The organism is Sphingomonas sp. 67-41, from assembly GCF_001899725.1.
GTDB classification, from domain to species: Bacteria; Pseudomonadota; Alphaproteobacteria; order Sphingomonadales; family Sphingomonadaceae; genus Sphingomonas; species Sphingomonas leidyi.
This window is the reverse complement of the sequence record NZ_MKWJ01000001.1, coordinates 283380-302567: the sequence shown is the minus strand read 5'-3', so window position 1 is coordinate 302567 and position 19188 is coordinate 283380. Positions and strand designations below refer to the sequence as shown.

The window sequence follows — 19188 nt, the reverse complement described above, 5'->3', positions numbered from 1 at the left end:
TCAGTTTCTTTGCGAGGAAGGACGGCTTGCCAACTGGATAGCACCTGCGCGATCACTCGATCATTACGCAAGGGGGAGGATTCGCTTGATCCGGACGTTAATCATCTTTGGTGCGCTGGCGGGTCTCGCGGCCTGCGATTCCGGCGGCACCCGGGCGCAGAGCGCCGCATCCGATCCCGCCCCGGCGGCGAGCGGCCCCGGCAAGGGCAAGGGCTATAGCCACGATCCCTTCCCCTCGACCTATCGTGCCTATCCCGGCGCGCCGACGCTGTTGACCAACGTCACCGTGCTCGATGGCGAGGGCGGGCGGATCGATCGCGGGCAGGTGCTGTTCCGCGACGGCAAGATCGTCGCGGTCGGCCAGAATCTCGATGCCGCCGGCGCGACGGTGATCGACGGGCAGGGCAAATATGTCACGCCCGGCGTGATCGACATCCACAGCCATCTGGGCGACTATCCCTCGCCCGGCGTGCAGGCCAATTCGGACGGCAACGAGATGACCGGCCCGGTCACTGCCGAGGTCTGGGCCGAACACAGCGTCTGGCCGCAGGACCCCGGCTTCGGTCGCGCGCTCGCGAACGGGGGCGTCACCACGCTGCAGATCCTTCCCGGCTCGGCCAATCTGATGGGCGGCCGCTCGGTGGTGGTGAAGAACGTGTATGCCCGCACCATGCAGGGGATGAAGTTCCCCGGCGCGCCCTATGGCCTGAAGATGGCCTGTGGCGAGAACCCCAAGCGCGTCTATGGCTCGAAGGGCCGCATGCCCTCCACCCGGATGGGCAATGTCGCGGTCGACCGGCAGACCTGGGCGCGCGCGGTGGAATATAAGCGCCGCTGGGACAAATATGAGGAGAAGGGCGGCGAGGCGCCTGGCCGCGACCTTGCCATGGACACGCTGCGCGGCGTGCTGGAGGGCGAGATCCTCGTCCAGAACCATTGCTACCGCGCCGACGAGATGGCCGTCGTCATGGATATGGCCAAGGAGTTCGGCTACCATGTCTCGGCCTTCCACCACGCGGTCGAGGCGTACAAGATCGCCGATCTGCTCAAGGCCAACAACACCTGTGCCGCCGTCTGGGCCGATTGGTACGGCTTCAAGATGGAAGCCTATGACGCGGTGCCGGAGAACCTCGCCATCCTCGACAAGGAAGGCGCCTGCGCGATGATCCATTCGGACGACGCCAACGGCATCCAGCGGCTCAACCAGGAAGTCGCCAAGGCCCGGGCCTCGGGGATCAAGGCGGGCATGCACATCAGCGAGGAACATGCCTGGACCTGGCTGGCGATCAACCCGGCCAGGGCGCTGGGCATCGCCGACAAGACCGGCAGCCTCAAGCCCGGCAAGATGGCGGACGTGGTGCTGTGGAACGGCAATCCGTTCAGCGTCTACACCCGGCCCGAGATGGTCTGGGTCGATGGCGCGCTGCTGTACGACGCCAAGGATCCGAAGCGCCGGCCGGTTTCCGATTTCGAGCTCGGCCAGCCGGGCGAGGGGGATGTGAAGTGATGACCAGGAAGCTCCTTCTCGCCGCCACCGCGGCGCTTGCCCCGATGGCTTTCCTCGCCGCTCCCGCCGCGGCCCAGACCGTGGCGATCACCAACGCCAGGCTCGTGATCGGCGATGGCGGCCAGCCGGTCGAGGGCGGCACCGTCGTGATCCGCGACGGCAAGGTCGTCGCCGCCGGCACCGGCGTCGCCGTGCCCGCCGGCATCCGGGTGATCGATGCGGGCGGCAAATGGGTCTCGCCCGGCATCTTCGCCGGCTTCACGCGCCTGGGCATCGTCGAGGTCGACGGCGTCGACCAGACGAACGACACCGGTCCCGGCAATGTCGGCTTCCACGCCGCGATCGACGTGGCTCCGGCGGTGAACCCCAAGTCGAGCCCGATCGCGATCAACCGGGCCGAGGGCATCACCCGCGCCGTGGTCGCGCCCGACAATTCCGGCTCGATCTTCGCAGGCCAGGGCGCGATCATCGACCTGGGGGCGGACATGGACGCGGTCAGCAAGCCGCGCGCCTTCCAGTTCATGGAATGGGGCGAGAGCGGCGCGCGTGCCGCGGGCGGCAGCCGGCCGGCGGCCTATGCCGCGCTCAGGAACGTGCTGTTCGAAGTGCGCGACTATATCCGCGCGCCCGGCAGCTATGTCGATCGCGGCAAGGATGCCTTCCTCACCCGCGCCGATGCCGAGGCGCTGGTGCCGGTGGTGCAGGGCCGCATGCCGCTGCTCGTCCATGTCGAGCGCGCGTCCGACATGCTGGTGCTCCTCCAGCTCCGCAAGGAAATGCCGGGGCTCAAGCTGGTGTTCGTCGGCGCGACCGAGGGCTGGACCGTCGCGCCGCAGATCGCGGCGGCCGGCGTTCCGGTGATCGCCACCGCGCTCAACGATTTGCCCGAAAGCTTCGAGCAACTCGCCGCGAGCCAGTCGAACATCGGCCGCATGGCGGCGGCGGGCGTGGTCGTGGCGATCGGTACGATCAACCAGGACGAGGCCCGGCAGGCGCGCTGGGAAAAGCAATATGCCGGCAACCTCGTCGCGCTGACCAGGGTGCCGGGCGCCACCGGTCTCGATTGGGGCGCGGCCTTTGCGGCGATCAGCTCCCGGCCGGCCGAGGCGCTTGGCCTGGGCGGCGAATTCGGCTCGCTCAAGCCCGGCCGTCGCGGCGACGTGGTGATCTGGGACGGCGATCCGCTCGAGATCGGTACGTCGGCGGTGAACGTGTTCATCGACGGCGTCGAGCAGCCGCTGGAGAATCGCTGGACGCGCCTGCGCCAGCGCTATCTCGATCCGAAGGACGGCGCACTGCCCAAGGCATATCAGCGCTAGGAACCTTGGTTACGGTCCCGCATTGATTGCGGGACCGCTTTTTCTGGGAGAAACCGCGATGCGGATTATCGTACCGATGCTCGCCGCGCTTGCGCTTGCCGGTTGCGGGGGCGGCTCGAGCAGCGTCAATCTCACCGCCAAGGATGCCGTGAATGCCGAACCGCTCAATGCGGCGGACGAGGTTGCTGCCGGCAATGCCGCCGAGACCAACTACAGCGCCGCGGTGCTGGCCCAGAACGACGCCCAGCGCGGGGCCACCTTCATCCGCGCGCTCCAGGATGCGCCCTTGCCCTGCGAGCATGTCGACGGCGCGACCCGCATCGCCGACCAGGACGGCGTGCCGACCTGGCGCGTCACCTGCAAGGGCGGGCTGAACTATATGATCGGCATTCCGAAGAACGGCGTCGCGAAGATCATCAGCCGCACGGATCGGTGAGGGCGAGGGGGCCGCAGCCGCGGCGCGCCGGATGGGGCGGCGCCTGGGGTCAGGACTCATCAGCGAACCCGTCATCCCCGCGTAGGCGGGGATGACGAAAGAAATCAAAGTCTTGATCGAGGTTTGACCCTAGTGTGCGCGCCGCTTCTGCCATTGCTTGCCCAGGCAAGCATGCACTCCCCGGACGCAAGGGCCGCCGGCCGCCGTGCTTGCGGTTGAAGGTGTCCACCGGTCGTCGGGCTCGAACCGTCAGCCCAGCGGATCGGTGGTGAAGAATTCGTAGCTGTTGCCGTCGCCGTCCCAGACATAGACGCCGCGTCCGCGATTGTGGCGGTTGATCCTCCGGTCGCGGGCGAACGGCCCGGATCCGAACGGCACGTCACGCGCCAGGACGCGCTCCAGGATCGCGTCGAGGTCCGGGTCCTCGACCATGAAGGCGAAATGGCCGAACACGAAGGCGCCCTCGTCATGGAAGTCGAGCGTCAACCGGTCGTTGACTCGTACGGCCGCGAACGGTCCCAGAGGGTATGCGGGCGCAGCGCCGATCAGGTCGGCGAAGAATTGCGCCGCCCCGGCCTTGTCGGTGCAGCGGACGATGGCGTGGTTGAGTTCGAAGCCCATGTCGCAAATGCCTTTCGGTGGGGAGGACCGGCGATCAGTGCATCAGCCGGCCGCCGGCGATGTCGAGCGTCGCGCCGGTCAGCCAGCCGGCGCTTTCCGATGCCAGGAACAGCGTCGCCGCGGCGACGTCGGCGGGCGTGCCGAGCCGCCGCAGCGGATGGGCATCGGCGATTTCCTGGCGCACGGCAGGCGGCATCCGTTCCGCCGTGCGATCAGTCAGCACTGCCGACGGGGATATGCAGTTCACCCGCACGCCATCGGGACCCAGGTCCTGGGCGAGTTGCCGGGTGAGCAGGATAATCCCCGCCTTCGCGACGCCATAACCGAGCGGCGCCGCGGACGGTGCCCGGCCGGCAGTGGAAGCCATCGTCACCGCGGCACCGCGCCCGCTCTTCCGCAGGTCCGGCGCGAAGGTGCGCAATGTCAGGAACGTCGCGGTGACATTATGGTCCAGGCTCGACTGCCAGTCGCTCTCGGTCACCTGCTCGATGGGCGCGGGCCGGCTCGTGCCGCCGCCGGCGAAGGCGACCAGGATGTCGAGGCCGCCTTGTCGCGCGATCAGCGCGGCGCGGGCCGCCTCGAGCTGGTCGGCACTGGTGCAATCGAGCGCGATCGCCGCGTGCCCCGGCGAAATGGCGGCGAGCGAGGCATGGACGCCGTCGAGCCGCGCCCGGTCGCGCCCCGCGATCGTAACCCGGGCGCCGTTGTGCGCGAACCAGCGCGCCGTCTCGGCGCCGATCCCGCCGGAGCCGCCGGTGATCAGCGCGGTCTTGCCGGCGAGGTCGGGGAAAAGGGGAATATCGGGCATTGCGGCTTCCTTCAGACGTAACGGGACACGGCCATGCAGACGATGGTGACGACGAGCAGCGCGGCGGATGCGCGATAGCCGCCGGCGATGCGCCGTGGCGCTTCTCCGGATCGCAACGCCGGCCGGACCAGGGCGAGCTGGATGAGAAAGGCGAGGATGGCGGCGGCCGCGCCCGTCGCGAGGACCTGTTCGACCCGTTGGAAGCTTCCCTGGTGGAGCAGATGCCAGAGCAGCAGCCCCGACAGGATCGAGGCGCTTGCGGCACCGGTTTGCGGGCGGATCAGCCCGGTAGCGCCCTGGCCGCCATTCCTGGCGAGGACGAACGTCGATCCTGCCCAGAAGATCGACGACAGGACATGGACAGCGATGGTCAGGATCAGCAAGATTTGCATGTGCGAAGCTCCGGAGCGGGGGGCTCGACTCAGATTAGATATACAGGATGTATAGTGAATATTCCCGGCAAATCGTCAAGGCCCTATGCGACCGAGAAACGCGACGCGAAGGCGGCGGAGACTCGTGCGCGCCTGGTGGCGGCCGCGCTGGCCATCCTGCGCGAGCCCGGTGGGCACATGTTGTCGCTCGACGCCGTAGCCAAGGCGGCGGGGGTCACCCGGCTGACGGTCTATAACCAGTTCGGCTCGCGCAACGGGTTGCTCGAGGCCGCGTTCGATGCGGTTGCCGAGCAAGGCAATCTGGCCAGCCTGGCCGATGCGATGGCGATGCCGGAGCCGCGCGGGGCGCTCGCCGGGGTGGTTCGCACCTTCTGCGATTTCTGGATGGCGCACGACGGGCTTGGCGGCATCTTCGCGGCGGCGGCCCAGGATGCCGAGCTGGGCGCTGCCCTGGCCGCCCGCAACGCGCGGCGGCGTGCCTTGCTGGGCGTTCTGGTCGATCGCCAGGGCGTGGCCGCGGGGCAGGCGAAGGCGGATATGGTCGACCTGCTGTTCACGCTCACCAGCTTTGCGACCTTTTCCAGCCTGCGCAACGAACAGCGTGACGGCGCGGCGGTGTGTGCGCTGCTGCTGCCGCTTTGCGACCGGATTCTTTCGGGCGCGGCGGATACGGCCCCGAGCGGATAGGGTGCGCCGGATCGCGCCGGCGCCGGCAGCAAGAAGGGAGGCCCCCTCGCGGGAGCCTCCCTCTCTGTTTCACCGATCCGTGAAGATCAGAGGCCCACTAGGCCGCCGTCATTCTTGGTGATGATCACGATCGCCGAGCGCGGGCGGATCGTGGCGCCGGCAGTGCCGGTCGCCTGGCTGTCCGGCCAATGGCTCGACGGCGTCGCAGGCGCGCCATTCTCGCCGGGATGCTGGATGCCGACGAACATGGTGCGGCCGTCCGGCGTGGTGTCCACGCCGGTGATCTCGCACTCGACCGGGCCGACCAGGAAGCGCTTCAGGTTCGCGCCCGGCGCCGCGCCGATGCGGGTCGCCTGGGTCGCCGTGGCGCCGCCGGAGCCCGTATTGGTGATCGTACGCGCGCCGCCGTCGCCGACGGTGCCCGGCTGGGCCGCCAGCATCATGCAGTTGGTGACGTCGGTATAGGCGCCGTCGTCGGTCTGGATCCACATCAGCGGCTTCACCAGGCCCGAGGCGTTGCTCGCGCGGCCGAACCACAGGCCGTCCGGGCTCGAGAAGTCGTTGTCCGCGGTCAGGCCCGACAGGTTGATGTTGGTCGCATTGAGGTCCGCGCCCGCACCAAAGGCATAGATGTCCCAGGTGAAGCTGGCGGCTTCGGTATTGGCTTCCTTCAGGCGGATGATGTGGCCGTTGGGGTTGCCGTACTGCGCCGTCTGCGCCGCGCCATAGGGGTCGTTATAGTGGCGCGGATTGGCGGCGTCGGTGCCGTTGAGCGGACGGTTGGCGGCGTTGTTGTTGGTCAGGGTCAGATAGACTTCGCCGGTCACCGGGTTCACCGCGGTCCATTCCGGGCGGTCCATCGGCGTGGCGCCGGCCACGTCCGCGGCCAGACGGGTGTTGACCAGTACGTCCGCCTGGTTCGCGAACGGATAGACGGTGCTCGACGCATCGATGCCGTTCTGGCCGAACACCAGCGGCAGCCAGGTGCCGGTGCCGTCCGCGTTGAACTTGGCGACATAGAGCGTGCCGGCATCGAGATACTTGTCGCCGATCGCCAGACGATCGGTCGCATTCGCATCCGCGGCCGCCCAGGCGGTGCTGGAGACGAACTTGTACAGATATTCGCGGCGCGCGTCGTCGCCCATGTACCAGGCCGGCTTGCGGCCGGCGACGAACGCGCCCGGCCAGCAGCCCTCATGGCCCATGCGGCCCAGCGCGGTGCGCTTGCGAGGCGCGGCCGACGGGTTGTACGGATCGATCTCGACCACCCAGCCGAACTGGTTCGGCTCGTTGCGATAGTCGGTAAGCGCATCCGCTGCGGTCGCGCGGGCATCCCAGCGGCGGAAAGTGGTGTTCGCCGTGTCGGCGGCGGTCACTGTCGACCAGCCATAGCTGCCCGAGCTGCTCGTCACGCCATAGCGGCTGAGCGAAGTGACTTCCTTGGCGGTGCGGGCGGCATTGTCGCCCGAACGGCGGAAATAGCCGGCCCAATTCTCTTCGCAGGTCAGCAGCGTCGCCCAGGGCGTGTAGCCATTGGCGCAGTTGTTGATCGTGCCGCGGCCCGCCACGCCGGTCGGCGAATAGGGGGTCTTGAGCAGGTCCGAACCCTTGACCGGGCCGTTGAACACCATGGGGGTGTTCGGCGTGACGCGGCGGTTGAGAGTCGAAGTGGCGGAGAACGACCAGGTGCCGTTGGCGGCCTGCGAATATTCGACGACCGAAACGCCGTGGCACTCGATCTCCTTGATCGCCTCCGCCTCGGGACGGACACCGCCGGTGGAGGTCGGGCCGTTCGGATGGAGATATTGCTGGTTGATGTTCTCGTGGTTCTGCACGATCAGGCCGCGGGTCGAGCTGGTGTCGTCGCGGGCGCCCGAAGTGCCCAGGCCGAACCAGAACAGCGCGTCGCCATGGTCGCCGATGCGGTTCGCGTACCCGGTGTCGGTGCCGTCATTCTTGTAGGCCGCGGCGCCGCCGACGATCGGGTCGCCCAGGCGGGCGCCGATCTGCACGGTGTAGCCGGCCGGAACGGTGACGACGTCGTTCTTGTTCTTCGCGACGGCGGTGAAGCCGAGCGCGGCCGGGCTGACGGTGATCGTGGTGCGCGCGGTCGTCGGCTTGCCGGCGGCGTCGGCGGCGGCGAACTGGAACACCAGCGGGGTGGCGGCGCTCACGCTCGGCGCGATGAAGTTGGCGGTGTTGCTCGCGGCGCTGTTCAGCGTCACGGTCGGGCCGCTGATCTGGCTCCAGGCGGTGGTGAGGCCGTTGCCGCCCGTCGCGGTGCCGGTGAGGGTGACGACGCGGCCCGAAGTGGTCGCCGCGTCGGCGCCCGCGTTCACGGTCGGGCCCGCACCGGTGTCCGTGACCTTGCTGTCGCAGGCGGCGAGGACCGAGCCGCCCATGGTGGCCGCGACGATCGCCGCACCGCCGCGCTGAAGCGTCGCGCGACGCGAGTAGCGCTGGGCCGCGAGGTCGTTCAGCGTCGGGCCGTTGTTGTGAATGTTGGTGTCGACGTCACCATCGGTATAGCCGAAGCCCGTCTCGGTCAGATTGGTCATGGAAACCCCCAAGCAGCCGAGTCACTGGCGACCCGGTTGGCCGGTCCTTGGAAGCGTGACATGACGCCAGCATGCGATTGCGGTTTCGCAGGCGTGACTTTTATGTTTCCGATCCATGACGCTTTGCGCGGGCCGGCGGCAGCGTCTAGGCAGGCACGCGACATGGACCCCGCCGAGCCCGATCCCGCACCGCCGCCCGCGCCGGCACAAAGCCTGTCGCATCGGCTTTCCGCGGCGCTTGGCGCGATGCCGCTGCCCCGCGGCTGGCATGCCGCGGCGGCATTCGGCGCGTTGCTTGCCGCCGGGCCGCTGCTGACCCTGGCGGGCGCCACCTTGCTCGCGCAACATGAAAGAAACGCGACAGTCCGGTTGCAGGCGCAACTTGCGCCGCGGCTCGGGGCGGAAGCCACCGCGCGGGCGGCGCGCACCGCGCTCGCCAATGCCGCCGGCCGCGCCGCGCCGGGGCAGGTGCTCGAGGTGCTGGCCGGCGCGCTTCCCGCCGATGCCGGGCTCACGCGAGTCGAGCGGACCCGCGATGGCGGGCTGGAACTCGACGTCGCCGGCTCCGATCCCGATACGCTGCGCGCCGCGATCCGCCGTGCGCCCGAACTCGCCGGCATGCGCAACACCAGCCAGCGGCGGACCGACGCGGCGATGATCGTTTCGATGCGCGAGGACGCGCAATGAGGTGGCGTCTGCCTCCGATGGCGGTCGGCGGCATCGCCGGCCTGGGCGTGGCGCTGCTGCTCGCGCCGGCCACCGGCAGCGCGCTGGGCGATCTCGCCGCGGCGCGGGCCGAGCATGCCCGGCTCGCCGCGCTCGCGGCCCGGCCGGCATCCCCGCCGCCCCTGCTGGCGCCCGGGCTGGGCCTGCGCGCTGCAGACGCGGCGGCGGGGCGGGGGGCGATCCTGTCGCGGGTCCGCGCCCTTGCCCGATCGGGCGGCGTGTTGGTGGAGGAAGCGAGCGTCGCCCAGGCCCCCGCCGGCGTGGCCGCGCTGCGCATCCGCGTCTCGGGTGCGGAGAAGGCAGTGATCGCGCTTGCCGACGCGCTGGAGCGGGGCAGGCCGCTGATGCGGATGCGCAACTGGCGGATCGAGCCGATCCCCGAGGGCGGCGGCATCCGACTGATCGGAGAGGTGGTGGCGGCATGGCAATGAAGCTGCGCCCCGAGGGGATCCTGCTCGCCGTCGCCGGTGCGTTGGCGATCGCCATGCCCGTTCTGCTGCTGCCCGGCGAGGCCGGCAGAGCGCCCAGGGCCGCGCCCGTCCCTGCGCCGATCGGGGCCGGCACGATGCCGGCGCTGGCGCGCGTCTATGAGCGGCCGCTGTTCGGCGCTGCCGAGCCCGCCGAAGCGCCCGCCGACGCGCCGCGGCTCGTCGGCATCGTCGGCCGGCTCAATGTCGATGCGGTGGCGCTGGTCAAGGCGAGCGACGGGGCGACCCGCACGCTCGGGATCGGGGAAAGCGTCGACGGCTGGAGCCTGGCCAGCCTGGCGATCGACGCGGCCTTCTTCACGCGCGGCAGCGAGCGGGTGCGCGTGCCCCTGCCGATCGAGCCGGGCGGGGGCGATGCCGCGCCGAGCGAAACGGGCCCGTAGCGCCCGATCGCCGCCCCGCGCGGCGGAGCCGTGAAATGCGCGAAACGGTGGTTTCCAGCCAGCCTGCTTTGCGGCAGAATATGGCATCGACGATTGCCGAGGATCCGCAACATGTCCCGAGCCACGAACCCGAATCTGCGATTTTCCGATTTCGGCTTTGAGGTGACGGATGTTCGAATGGATCGAGGAATACGCCAAGCACGCCACGCTTAACTTCGGCCAGGCATTACAGGGGCTTCGATATCTGCTGACGCATCCCAGGGTGGATCGCGTGGCGGAACGTGGCAGCCTTGGCCATGCCTGGCTTTCGCTGAAGATGCGAAGCGGGCTTGTCGCCAATGACCTGTTCTTCGCGATTTTGCCCCCGCGCTGGCATCATAGCAGGGAGGAGCTGGCCGGGTTCCGCGCGGTTCCTTTCAGGCGCTGGTTCCAATATGGCTATTGTGCGTGGCGCTTTACCGATACCGGGGCGTTGCGGGAGGACCTTTCCGGCGTCGACCGCCGATGGGACCCGCGTTGCGACGACGAATGAAGCGTGCTGCCCCGGTGGCGAACCGGGGCAGATTCCGCGGCCATCCCCTTTCCGCTCCCCTCCCGGCAAGGGAGAGGCTGGGGGCGCCTCGCCAGCACGCCCTGGGCCCAGGCTCATCGGCAAACCCCGTCATCCCTGCGCAGGCGGGGGTGACGTCGAAAGATCAGATATTTGCTTGGGTTTCCATCCTAGTCCGTCAGGCGCGCCGGATCGACGACGACGTGACGGATCCGCTGCCGGTTCCAGGTATAGGTGATGTGCACCAGCCCGTCGGCCGACTGGATCACCGCCGGATAGGCATAGCCATCGGGCAGCGGCTCGGTTTCCAGCGTCAGTGCCGGGCGCCAGTGCACGCCGTCGCGCGATATCGCGATGTTGAGCGGATAGCGCCTGCCGGAGCCGGGCGTCTCGGGCCGTTGGGCGGCGTGATTATAGACGATCAGCTGGCGCCCGTCCTTGAGCGTCACGGCATCGGTGCCCGAATTGGGATTGGGAAGGTCGACGGCGAACAGCTTGCCCCAACTCTTCCCGTTGTCGGCCGATTGGGTCGCCGCCAGCACGCCCTCGCGCGTGCGGGCGATCGCCTCCAGCCTGCCGCCGGGCAGGAACAGGATGCTGGGCTGGATGGCGTCGAAACGCGCCTCGGGGTCGACGGAGGCGGTTGCCGACCAGCGCTTGCCCGCGTCCTCGCTGCGCTCGAAATGCAGCTTCCAGCGCCCGCTGCCTTCATCCTCGGTGCTCGACGGCGAAAGCCAGGCGCCGTCCTCCAGTATGACCGGCTTGTTCTTGATCGGGCCAAGGATGCCTGCCGGCAGCCGCTGCGCCTTGCCCCAGCTGCGCCCGCCGTCGGTGGAGGTGATCACCATGCCCCACCAGCGCTGCGGGCTTGGGCCGGCCTTGTAATAGAGGTGCAGCGGCCCGGCCGGATCCTGGAAGAGGACGGGGTTCCAGGTCGGCAGGCGGGTGCCGTCCGGCTGGATGCCGTTGGCGACCGATTTCGGCGTTTCCCAGCCCCCTGCGCCGCGCCGCGCGAACCAGATCTCGACGTCCGGACTCCGTTCGTGCGTGCCGCCGAACCAGGCGGCGGCAAGCGTGCCGTCCGGGGTCTGCACGATCGTCGAGGCATGGCTCTGCGGATAGGGCGCGGCCTGATAGATGAACTCGCGCAGTAGCACCGCGCCCTCCCGCTCCGGCGTGGCGGCCAGGGGCGCGCCCCTCGGGGCCGCCGAAATCGGAAGCGCCAGGGCAAGCATCAGGATGCGAATCATCGGGAAGGCTGCCCCTTTTGCGGACGAAGAGAGTGATCCGACAGGGCGCTGCCGTGCGGCGGCGGCGGCCCCTCAATAAATCCCGTCGATCTCCACCGTCAGCCGCGGCGCCGGCGGCGCGAGCAACAGGCTGCCGCGCTTGGAATTGGCGATCTCGTCCGCCCGCAGCCGGTTGTAGCGGTCCTTCGACGCGGCCGTCGCATCGGCGCCGTCGCGCAGGATCGTCGGCTTCAGGAAGATGAACAGCGTGCGCTTCTGGTGCGATTCCCGTCGGCTCTTGAACAACTCGCCCACGATCGGGATGTCGCCCAGGATCGGTACTTGCTGGCGCGCATCGGTATAGTCGTCGGCGGTCAGCCCGCCGAGCACGATCGTCTGGCCATTGTCGGCGAGCACCGTGGTGGTGATCGCGCGGCGGTTGGTGACGAGATCGGATGCCGCCTGGGTCTGCGCCTCGGCGATCGACGACGCTTCCTGGTTCACCTGAAGCCGGATCGTGTCGCCGGCATTGATCCGCGGCAGCACCCGCAGCGTGATGCCCACGTCCTTGCGCTCGATCGTGGTGTACGGGTTCACGGTCGAGGAATTGGTCAGGATCGAGCCGGTGAGGAACGGCACGTTCTGGCCGGAGACGAACTCGCCGGCGACATTGTCGAGCACGGTGAGCTGCGGAGTGGAGAGCAGATTCGCGCGGGTCGAACTGCCGAGCGCCTGGACCAGCACCGAGAAATCGTTGCCGATCGCGAAATTGGCGTTGAGGCCAGTGCCGATCGCCCCGGCGGCCGGCACCTTGAGCGCGGTCAGGATCTGGCCGAGCGACACGCCCGCCTTGTCGAACGACGTCGCCACGCCCTTGACTTGGTTGATCACCGCGCCGCTGGTGCCGATCTGCACGCCCAGCGCTTCCGCATCGTCGCCGGTGATCTCCGCGATCGCCGCCTCGATCAGCACCTGGGGGCGGCGCACGTCGAGATCGGTGATCAGCGGCTCGATCGAGGCGATCGCCGCCGGCGTGCCGCGGATCACCACCGCGTTGAGTTCGGGGGCCGGCTGCACGGTCAGGTCCGGCGTGGAGAAGCCCTTGGGCGTCTGCGTCTGCACGCTCTGCATCGTCGTGCCGCTGGTATTGGCGCTCTGCATCGCGCTGCCGATGCCGCCGCCGGTCGAGGCCGCGCTGTTGGGCAGTGCCGAGAGGTTCTGGCTGTTCTGGCTCAGGCGCGCGAATGGATTGGCATTGCCATTGCCCAGGCTGGTGGCGATCGGATTGTCGGCGCTGTCGCCCTGGCCGAGCACGCCGCGCAGCACGTTGGTCACGGTCTCGGCATCGGCATAGTTCAGGCGGAACATGCGGGTGATCGGCGTCGCGCCGCCCGGCTGGTCGAGCGAGATCAGCATCTTGCGCGCCTCGGCGACCGAGGCGGGCGTGCCGCGCACGATCACCGTGTTGCTGCGCGCATCGGCCGCCACGCGCGTGCCTTCGCCCAGCACCGTCTGGAGCGACTGGGCCACGTCGGCCGCGTTGCCGTTCTTCATCGCCAGCGTGAAGAAGGTCGCGCCGCTGCCGCCGTCGAGCTGGCGGGCGATCGCCTCCACGCGGCGGACATTGTCGGCATAGTCGGTGATCACCACGGCATTGGGCGTGCTCAGCGGCTCGACGCTGCCGAAGGTCGCGACCAGCGGGCGCACCACGCGGGCGACGTCCGCCGCCGGCACGTTCTGCAGCCGCACCATCCGCGTCACCAGTTCCTGGCCCGATACGCCCCGGCTCGGGATGCCGCCGTCGCGCACCGCATTGGCGGCCGGCACGATCCGCCAGGCCCGGCCCGAGCGCACCGCCGCGAAGCCGTTGGCGCGCAGCACCGACTGGAACAATTCCCACACGCCCGACGGCGACAGCGGCGTCGAGGAAGTGACGGTCACCACGCCCTTCACGGCCGGGTCGAGGATCAGCGTGCGGCCGGTGATGCGCGAGATCTGGTCGGCGACGTCGGAAATCTCGACGCCGCGCATGTTCACCACAACGTCGCCGGTGCCGGCATCCTGCGGGGCGGGCGCGGAGCCGGGTGCGGTCTGGGCGACGGCGACCGTGTCGAGGGCGATCCCGGCGAGCGCGAGGGCGGCGATGGCGGAGCGAATCTTCACGGGGAGTCTTTCTAGCGGAGCGGCAGGGTAAGCGTCAGCCGCTTCCCGTCGCGCAGGACCTGGATCTGGGCGGAGCCGCTCGCCTGGGCCGCCGCGAAGGCGCCCTGTGCGGCAGTGGGGTCGGAAAGCGAGGTGCCGTTGACGGACTGGATGACGTCGCCCGCCACCATGCCCGGCGGGCCATTGTCGCCGATGCGATAGCCGCCCGATACGGGCGTCGCGTCGAAGCGCTGGAGGATGCCGGCCACCGTTGCCTGGGGCGGCGCGGCGGCGGGGGCGGGCGGGGCGCCCGGCATGCGGGCCGGCGGCGGCGTGCCCGGTGCGGTCACCGGGTTGGCGGCTGGCGCCGGCGGCCGGCCGGCGGCGGCGGCCTGGCGCTGTTCGGGCGTCAGCGTCGGATCGGGGAAGGCGAGGAATTCGCTCCGCCCGCCACTGGCCAGGATCACCCGGTCGGGCAGGATCGCCTGGATCGTCGCGCCTTCAATGGCGTCGCCCGGCCTGTAGGTCTTGGGCGGCTGCCCGCTCACCGAGATGAAGGCAGTCGAAAGCGCGCTGGGGCTCGCCGCGATCACGCCCTTCAGCTCCAGGGGCAGGCCGGTCGCCTGGCCGGCCTCGGAAGCCGGCGCCTTGCCGAACGGCGCGAGCGCCACCGCCGCAGCGATGTCCGGCGCCATGGCCGGGCCGTTGCTGCCGGTCGGCACGGTGATGGCCCCGGTGCCGGCATGGCCGGCGATCCGCCAGGTGAGGCCGGCGAGCGCCACCGCCACCGAGACGACCATCGCGCCGGTGAACAGGCTGAGCCCGATGCGCGCCTGGCGCGGCGTGAGGGTGAGGGCGGCCATTACAGCTTGCGTCCGTCCACGAAGCCGTCGAGCGATGCAAGCGCGCTCTTCTCGGCGCCGGCGAATACCTCGATGCGGACGCGCTCGATCTCCGGATCGTCGGTCCGCCGCCGCGCGACCGCGACGCGCCATTGCTGGCCCATCATCTCCACCTGCTCCCGGCCCGGCGCGTGCGCCTCCAGTTCGGCGAGCCGGTTCTCGGCGACCCACATGGCAGTGGTGCGGCGCTCCATCGCCCGCGTGGAATCGATGTGCGATTCCACCGTGCGCATCAGGCCCACCGTGGCGATGGCGAGCACGGCCAGCGCGACCAGCGCTTCGATGAGGGAGAAGCCGGCATCCCCGTCATGCTCCGCAGCCCCGGCCATCACGAAGCCCCCACCGGGAACGCGCGCACGGTCATCCCGTCATAGACGACGGTCCAGCGCCGCTGCCCGCTCTCGATCACCGCCTGCATCGGCTTGCCCGCGCCGTCGACGCCGAGCACCACCGGCGGCTTCACGTTGAGCGTCATCACCATGCCGCCCGGCAGCTTGTGGAAGCCGAACGCGTCGTCGGTGCGCGGCACGGCCTTGCCGTCGGCGCTCACCACCGCGAAGCCATAGCCGTTCTTCTGCACGGTGAAGGCGATCGTCCTGTCGGCGAGCATCGCGTCGTCCGCGGCGGCCTGGAGCCGCGTCGCCAGCCGGCGCGCCTCGGTCTCCACGCTCGGCGCGCGCGTCACCGATCCCATGCCGAGCGCCACGGCGCCCGCCATCACGCCGATGATGGCCAGCACGATCATCATCTCGATCAGCGTCATGCCCTCGTCGGAGGGGCGACGACGCATCGCGATGTCGGCCCCCCGCATGCGGTTCAGCCCTTGCCTTCGATATCGGCGTCCACGCCTTCGCCGCCCGGCTTGCCGTCCTTGCCGAGCGAGCGGATCGTGAAGGTGCCGCCCTCCGAACGATATTCGTACGGCTTGCCCCAGGCGTCGAGCGCGGGCGCGGAGAGATAGCCGCCCTGCGGGAAGCTCGCGGGCAGCGGGGGCGTGGTGGTCTTCTCGACCAGCGCCTTCAGGCCCTGCTCGGTGGTGGGATAGTCGCCATTGTCGAGCCGGTACATCTTGAGCGCGCCCGAGATGGTGGCGATGTTGCTCTTGGTGGCGGTGACCTTCGCCTCGTCGGGCCGGCCCATCACGTTCGCGGCGACGAGCCCGGCGACGATCGCGATGATCACCAGCACGATCATCATCTCGATGAGCGTCAGGCCGGCCTCGCCATCGGGAACGGCGTGCTTGCGGTCATGCACCTTAGGTGCGATGTCATGGAACTGTTTCAAAACTATGCGCATCCCCGCCCCATGCGTCCTGCCCATGAAGCAAATGTGACAATGAGCCCAAACACCAGGGGTGCGTCCGACCCATCAGAGCCGCCCGCCGCGGGCGTGTGGACGCTGGCGGGTGACCGCCTGATCATAGCCGCGCGGGACTGGCCCGCAACCATTCTCGTCCCCACCGGGCAGGTGCGGCTGCTGGCGGTCGATCTGCCGCTGCCCAGCCATGCGCGCCGCGTCGCGGCCCTGCCCTTTGCTATCGAGGATCGAATCGCCGAGCCGGTCGATTCGGTGCATCTCGCGCTTGGCGGCCAGATCGCGCCGGGCCGCTATCTGGTCGGCGTGGTCCGCCACGAAGCGATGGCGCGCTGGATCGCCCAGGCCGAAGAGGCCGGCATCGGCCATGCCGCGATGGTTCCCGAGGTGCTGACCCTGCCGCGTCCGGCCGAAGGCTGGGCAGTGTCGCAGGCCGGCGGCCGCGCCGCGGTGCGCGATGCGGAAGGAACCGGCTTCGAAGTTCCCGCCGACTTGCTCCGCCCCGCCTGGGAAGCTGCCGGGCGTCCGGGCGTCACCAGCTATGGCGAGCGCCTGCCCGACGACATGCAGAAGGGCGCGGCCACGCTCGATCCTTCCGCCGTCGGGCCCGGCGCGGGCGCGGCCGTCGCCACGCTCGACCTGCGCCAGGGCGCCTATGCGGTGCGCAAGACCGCGCGCTCGGGCCTGTGGCGCAAGTTCGTCTGGGTCGCCGCGATCGGCGCCGCCGCGCATGCCGTGATCGCGCTGGGCGACGTGATCATGCTGCGCAACATCGCGGATCGGCGCGAGGCGGAGGCGCGCGCCACGGCCTCGCTCGCCGCGCCCGGCGTGGCGCTGGGCGACGATCTCGCCAATTCGATCACCGGCATGCTGCCGGCCGGTGGCGGTGCGCGGGTGCCGCAGCCGTTCGTGCCGCTCGTCACGCGCGTATCGGGGGCGCTCGGGCCGCTGGCCGGCGCGTTCGCGGTGCGGGCCATGACCTTCGAGGGCAAGCTGCTCACGCTCGATCTCGACGCCTCGCCCGATACGGAGCTGGCATCGCGGATCGAGGCGACGCTCAAGGCTGCCGGGATAGGGGCACGCGTCGTCCGCTCGCCCGAAGGCGCGATCCGCATTACGGCGAGCGCCGCATGAGACTGATTCTCGCCCGCATGCCGGCGCTCGACGCCGCGCTGATCCGCTTCGACGGCTGGTGGACCGGCCGCAGCCGCCGCGAGCAGGCCATGCTCGGCGTCCTGGCCCTGTTCCTCGCCGCGCTGGTGCTGGTCTATGGCGTGGTCAAGCCGCTCCAGGCCGCCCGAGCCTCGGCGCTGCAGGATATCCGCACCTATGAGACGCTCACCGCGCGCATCCGCGCCGCGGGCACGCTTTCGCCGAGCCAGCCCCAGCGCCGCCAGGGCTCGCCGGCCGAGGTGATCAACGGCTCCGTGGGGGGCTTCGGCCTTGCCGCGACCGTCGCGCCGATCCCGGACGGTGCGCGTGCGACGATCGCCGATGGCAGCTATGATTCGGTCATGGCCTGGCTCGCCGATCTTTCCGCGACCAGCACTCTGCGCATCCGGCGGGTCGACCTCCAGCGCCGCCCGGAGCCGGGCCGGGTCAGCGCCACCGTGGATTTCGGCGGATGAACGAGATGCTGATCCTCACCGACGAATCCCCCGCGACGCTGCCCTATGGCTTTGCGCGCCGGAACGGCGTGCTGCTGCGCGTCACCGATGCCGGCCTGGAGTGCGTCCACAAGGCGGGCGCCGCGCTCGACGGCCTGCTCGAAGTCCAGCGCCTCGCCCCCGCCGCGCGCTTCGTCTCGGTGGCCGACGACCAGTTCGACGCGGCGCTGAGTGCCGCCTATTCGGGTGCCGGCGCCGCCGCCGACATCGATCTCGGCGACATGGACCTGGCCGCGCTTGCCGACAGCGCCGCCAGCGTGGACGACCTGCTCGACACGCGCGACGACGCGCCCGTCATCCGCCTGATCAACGCGCTGCTCCTCGAAGCCGTGCGCGAAGGCGCGTCGGACGTGCATATCGAGACGCAGGAGAAGCGCCTGGTCGTCCGCTTCCGCATCGACGGCGTGCTGCGCGACATGATCGAGCCGCCGCGCGCGCTGGCGCCGCTGCTGGTCAGCCGCATCAAGGTGATGGCCAGGCTCGACATCGCCGAGCGCCGCATCCCCCAGGACGGCCGCGTGACGCTGCGGATCGGCGGCCACGACGTCGATGCCCGCGTCTCGACCATCCCGACCCAGCATGGTGAGCGGGTGGTGATGCGCCTGCTGGAGAAGGGGTCGCTCCGGCTCGACATGGAAGTGCTGGGCATGAGCGCGCGCGATCGCGGCGTGTTCACGCGCCTGCTCGAGCGCCCGCACGGCATGCTGCTCGTCACCGGCCCCACCGGTTCGGGCAAGACCACGACGCTCTACGCGGCGCTCAATCGCCTCAACGATCGCAAGCGCAACATCATGACCGTCGAGGATCCGATCGAATATGAGCTGGCGGGCATCGGCCAGACCCAGGTCAATCCGCGCACCGACATGACCTTTGCCCGCGGCCTGCGCGCGATCCTGCGCCAGGATCCCGACGTGATCATGGTCGGCGAGATCCGCGACCAGGAGACTGCGCAGGTCGCCGTGCGCTCGTCGATGACCGGGCATTTCGTGCTCTCGACGCTGCACACCAACAGCGCGGTCGGCTCGGTCACTCGTCTGATCGACATGGGAGTCGAGCGCTATCTGCTCGCCCCGATGGTCGTCGGCCTGTGCGCCCAGCGCCTTGTCCGCAAGCTCTGCCCGAGCTGCGCCAGGCCCGACGAGGCGAGCGAGGCGGACTCGCTCCTTCTCGGCGGGGCGATCAAGCCGGGCAAGAAGATCTGGCGCGCGGTCGGCTGCCCGGAATGCCATGGCGAGGGCTATCGGGGGAGGGCAGGCCTCTACGAAGTCGTCGCGGTCGACGAGAAGTTCCAGAAGCTGATCCATGACGGCGCCTCCGAGGCCGAGCTCGAGGCTCATGCCCGCAAGGACAATCCGAGCCTGCTCGACGATGGCATCGCGAAGGTGAGGGCCGGGGTGACCACGGTGGAAGAGGTGGCCCGGGTGGTGAGGGACGAAGCATGAAAATCCTCCCTGGCACG

The 19188-nt window shown here is 69.8% G+C and carries 21 protein-coding genes; 11 read left to right on the top strand and 10 right to left on the bottom strand.

Going from position 1 to position 19188, the window contains the following annotated elements:
- Positions 1-85 precede the first annotated feature (85 nt).
- From BGP17_RS01390 to BGP17_RS01380, 3 genes are read left to right on the top strand one after another with little or no spacing between them, the layout of a single operon-like run.
- Positions 86-1507 (top strand): amidohydrolase, encoded by a 1422-nt coding sequence (locus BGP17_RS01390; protein WP_286710771.1) that lies wholly within the window; start codon positions 86-88, stop codon positions 1505-1507.
- Positions 1507-2826 carry an amidohydrolase family protein gene (locus BGP17_RS01385; RefSeq protein ID WP_167300840.1) on the top strand — a complete coding sequence of 440 codons (1320 nt, stop codon included), beginning with the start codon at positions 1507-1509 and terminating at the stop codon, positions 2824-2826. The genes BGP17_RS01390 and BGP17_RS01385 overlap by 1 nt, the downstream gene beginning before the upstream one ends.
- A gap of 58 nt (positions 2827-2884) precedes the next feature.
- A complete protein-coding gene (locus BGP17_RS01380; protein WP_286710770.1) occupies positions 2885-3262 on the top strand; it encodes a hypothetical protein in 378 nt (125 codons plus the stop codon).
- 249 nt (positions 3263-3511) lie between these two features.
- On the opposite strand, the gene BGP17_RS01375 is transcribed toward BGP17_RS01380, so the two are convergent.
- The 3 genes from BGP17_RS01375 to BGP17_RS01365 are packed head-to-tail and all read right to left on the bottom strand — an operon-like array spanning position 3512 to position 5083.
- A complete protein-coding gene (locus BGP17_RS01375) occupies positions 3512-3883 on the bottom strand; it encodes a VOC family protein (protein WP_286710769.1) in 372 nt (123 codons plus the stop codon).
- 34 nt (positions 3884-3917) lie between these two features.
- Positions 3918-4691 carry an SDR family NAD(P)-dependent oxidoreductase gene (locus tag BGP17_RS01370; protein WP_167300837.1) on the bottom strand — a complete coding sequence of 258 codons (774 nt, stop codon included), beginning with the start codon at positions 4689-4691 and terminating at the stop codon, positions 3918-3920.
- A gap of 11 nt (positions 4692-4702) precedes the next feature.
- The gene (locus BGP17_RS01365; RefSeq protein WP_167300836.1) at positions 4703-5083 is read right to left on the bottom strand and encodes a hypothetical protein; all 381 of its coding nucleotides are present in this window, start codon (positions 5081-5083) and stop codon (positions 4703-4705) included.
- 54 nt (positions 5084-5137) lie between these two features.
- Between BGP17_RS01365 and BGP17_RS01360 the strand changes: the two genes are divergently transcribed.
- Positions 5138-5770: a TetR/AcrR family transcriptional regulator gene (locus tag BGP17_RS01360; RefSeq protein ID WP_208413696.1), complete on the top strand. Its 633-nt coding sequence runs from the start codon at positions 5138-5140 to the stop codon at positions 5768-5770.
- Between the two features lie 86 nt (positions 5771-5856).
- Here BGP17_RS01360 and BGP17_RS01355 read toward each other — a convergent pair whose 3' ends face one another.
- Positions 5857-8328 carry a PhoX family protein gene (locus BGP17_RS01355; protein WP_286710768.1) on the bottom strand — a complete coding sequence of 824 codons (2472 nt, stop codon included), beginning with the start codon at positions 8326-8328 and terminating at the stop codon, positions 5857-5859.
- 162 nt (positions 8329-8490) lie between these two features.
- On the opposite strand from BGP17_RS01355, the gene BGP17_RS01350 reads away from it, so the two are divergent.
- The 4 genes from BGP17_RS01350 to BGP17_RS01335 all read left to right on the top strand — a co-directional run bounded on the left by BGP17_RS01350 (position 8491) and on the right by BGP17_RS01335 (position 10457).
- Complete coding sequence (locus BGP17_RS01350; RefSeq protein WP_286710767.1) at positions 8491-9015, top strand: hypothetical protein; 525 nt, start codon at positions 8491-8493, stop codon at positions 9013-9015.
- Positions 9012-9485: a hypothetical protein gene (locus BGP17_RS01345; protein ID WP_286710766.1), complete on the top strand. Its 474-nt coding sequence runs from the start codon at positions 9012-9014 to the stop codon at positions 9483-9485. The genes BGP17_RS01350 and BGP17_RS01345 overlap by 4 nt, the downstream gene beginning before the upstream one ends.
- Positions 9476-9925: a hypothetical protein gene (locus BGP17_RS01340; RefSeq protein WP_286710765.1), complete on the top strand. Its 450-nt coding sequence runs from the start codon at positions 9476-9478 to the stop codon at positions 9923-9925. The genes BGP17_RS01345 and BGP17_RS01340 overlap by 10 nt, the downstream gene beginning before the upstream one ends.
- Positions 9926-10094: 169 nt before the next feature.
- Complete coding sequence (locus tag BGP17_RS01335; protein WP_167300831.1) at positions 10095-10457, top strand: hypothetical protein; 363 nt, start codon at positions 10095-10097, stop codon at positions 10455-10457.
- Positions 10458-10645: 188 nt separating this feature from the next.
- On the opposite strand, the gene BGP17_RS01330 is transcribed toward BGP17_RS01335, so the two are convergent.
- The 6 genes from BGP17_RS01330 to gspG form a co-directional block, all read right to left on the bottom strand.
- Entirely contained in the window at positions 10646-11725 is a 1080-nt protein-coding gene (locus BGP17_RS01330; protein WP_286710764.1) for a sialidase family protein, read from the bottom strand.
- 72 nt (positions 11726-11797) lie between these two features.
- Complete coding sequence (gene gspD, locus BGP17_RS01325) at positions 11798-13867, bottom strand: type II secretion system secretin GspD (RefSeq protein ID WP_286710763.1); 2070 nt, start codon at positions 13865-13867, stop codon at positions 11798-11800.
- Between the two features lie 11 nt (positions 13868-13878).
- Positions 13879-14709, bottom strand: a complete 831-nt coding sequence (locus BGP17_RS01320; RefSeq protein WP_286710762.1) for a type II secretion system protein N — start codon at positions 14707-14709, stop codon at positions 13879-13881.
- Positions 14709-15077 (bottom strand): type II secretion system minor pseudopilin GspI, encoded by a 369-nt coding sequence (gene gspI, locus BGP17_RS01315; protein ID WP_167300829.1) that lies wholly within the window; start codon positions 15075-15077, stop codon positions 14709-14711. Before gspI ends, BGP17_RS01320 begins: the two co-directional genes overlap by 1 nt.
- Positions 15077-15559 (bottom strand): prepilin-type N-terminal cleavage/methylation domain-containing protein, encoded by a 483-nt coding sequence (locus BGP17_RS01310; protein ID WP_286710761.1) that lies wholly within the window; start codon positions 15557-15559, stop codon positions 15077-15079. The genes gspI and BGP17_RS01310 overlap by 1 nt, the downstream gene beginning before the upstream one ends.
- 5 nt (positions 15560-15564) lie before the next feature.
- Positions 15565-16002, bottom strand: a complete 438-nt coding sequence (gspG, locus tag BGP17_RS01305) for a type II secretion system major pseudopilin GspG (protein WP_286710760.1) — start codon at positions 16000-16002, stop codon at positions 15565-15567.
- 81 nt (positions 16003-16083) lie between these two features.
- Between gspG and gspL the strand changes: the two genes are divergently transcribed.
- Genes gspL through gspE form a run of 3 tightly spaced genes read left to right on the top strand, consistent with a single transcriptional unit; the run spans position 16084 to position 19171 of the window.
- A complete protein-coding gene (gspL, locus tag BGP17_RS01300; protein WP_286710759.1) occupies positions 16084-17196 on the top strand; it encodes a type II secretion system protein GspL in 1113 nt (370 codons plus the stop codon).
- Complete coding sequence (locus BGP17_RS01295; RefSeq protein ID WP_286710758.1) at positions 17193-17690, top strand: type II secretion system protein M; 498 nt, start codon at positions 17193-17195, stop codon at positions 17688-17690. Before gspL ends, BGP17_RS01295 begins: the two co-directional genes overlap by 4 nt.
- The gene (gene gspE / locus BGP17_RS01290) at positions 17687-19171 is read left to right on the top strand and encodes a type II secretion system ATPase GspE (RefSeq protein ID WP_286710757.1); all 1485 of its coding nucleotides are present in this window, start codon (positions 17687-17689) and stop codon (positions 19169-19171) included. The genes BGP17_RS01295 and gspE overlap by 4 nt, the downstream gene beginning before the upstream one ends.
- The last annotated feature ends 17 nt before the right edge of the window (positions 19172-19188 follow it).